The 1,570-nt window shown below is 51.9% G+C and carries 1 protein-coding gene; it reads left to right on the forward strand.

Annotation, left to right across the window (positions count from 1 at the left end; genetic code table 11):
• Positions 1-275: 275 nt before the first annotated feature.
• Positions 276-1,280: a LacI family DNA-binding transcriptional regulator gene (locus ACXRVY_RS28295; protein WP_458238867.1), complete on the forward strand. Its 1,005-nt coding sequence runs from the start codon at positions 276-278 to the stop codon at positions 1,278-1,280.
• Positions 1,281-1,570 lie beyond the last annotated feature (290 nt).

Below are 1,570 nucleotides of genomic sequence, written 5' to 3' on the forward strand. Positions count from 1 at the left end.
GCGTCCCTGCGTCCCGTTAAGGGTCCGCTACGTGGTCGTAAAAATAATAAAAAAGGAGTGCCAGGCTATGCTGCATAGCGGAATCCATCGTCTCGCCTCACCCGCTATCGGTGCGCAGCGCACCTCGCTGGGTCTTCCTCGATATTGCGCGCCTGTCCTTGCACCGATTCCTGGAGCTTGCGACACATTTTCTCGTCGTGAGCTTTACAATGGCTTACTGCCGGGCATGGTCCCGGCGCTATCCATGAATTCACGTGAGAAAGGAGTGGTACACAGTGGGCGCAAAGATGAGTGATGTCGCGCGGGCCGCAAACGTATCAATGTCTACGGTATCCCATGTACTCAACGGTACTCGCAAAGTACATCCGGACACCGTTCGTAGCGTGAATCAGGCTGTAGAGTCCGTAGGCTATATTCGAAACTCGCTCGCTCGGTCTCTGGCACGCTCCTCTTCAGGTGCTATAGGGGTAGCGATTGCTACGCTGTCAAACTATTACTTCAGTGAAACAGTACGTGCCATCGAAGCGGCATGTGCGAAAAACGGCTTGATGATGATTCTGGTCAATACGCAAAAAGATCCCGAACAAGAGCTTAAAGCGATCAAAGCGCTGCATGAAAGACGGGTTGACGGCATTGTACTGGCCTCGGAATATGATCCAGAAAATAGAGTATTTAATTACTTAAAGGCCAACAAAATACCCACGGTTCTCATCGACCGACTTCTGTCGACGTCTTTCGATCAGGTGGGGGTAGAGAATAAGCAATCCTCTCAAGAGTTGATTGCACACTTGATTAAACTTGGACATCGGCGTATCGGGATGGTCTCCGGACGATTGACCCAGTCTTCTTCTCTTGAACGAATTGACGGTTACCGTGCGGCCTTGGCTGACGCAGGCATTGCCTACGATGAGCAATTGGTTTGCTGTGGTGAATCGGCGATTGCGCCGGCCATGGAAGCGACTCGCCGTTTATTGGCGCTGGAGCAGCCGCCGACCGCCATCATGACTGCCAACAACCTGATGACCATTGGTGCTATGCAGGCCCTGCGTGCAGCAGGGCTTGAAGTGCCGAAGGACATCGCGCTGGTCGGCTTTGACGATTTCGATTGGGYGGATGCTTTTAGCCCCCGACTGACCGTTATGGCGCAACCTCTCGAGGAACTTGGAGCACAGGCGGTGAAGCTTCTATTGAAGCGTATCAAGCAACCGGAAGGACGATGCCAGACGCTTCGATTGAAACCCTCTTTAATTCAGCGAGACTCTTGCGGCTTTCCCAAATAATAGTACTCAGGCATTTATCCTGATGATCTGGCGGTTGCGGACGTGAATTATTGCAATTGTTTTTCCAAGTCCAGCCGCCTGAGTAACTTTTAAACTGAACGATCAGTAGCTCGTTTTTATTTGTCGTGCATGTTTGCATGGGCGCGCCGATCTGGTGGGCGCAGTCCGATAAAGGGTAGTCACTAAAACTGTAGCGCGTATCGCTGCTGGGCACTTGTGCGTTCGCGAAAGCAAAAAACCTCCACATTAGAATCGTTGGTTCAGACGGCGCAGGCCGTATTGGCAAAGAG

This window comes from Pseudomonas sp. P5_A2_2 (assembly GCF_054177685.1).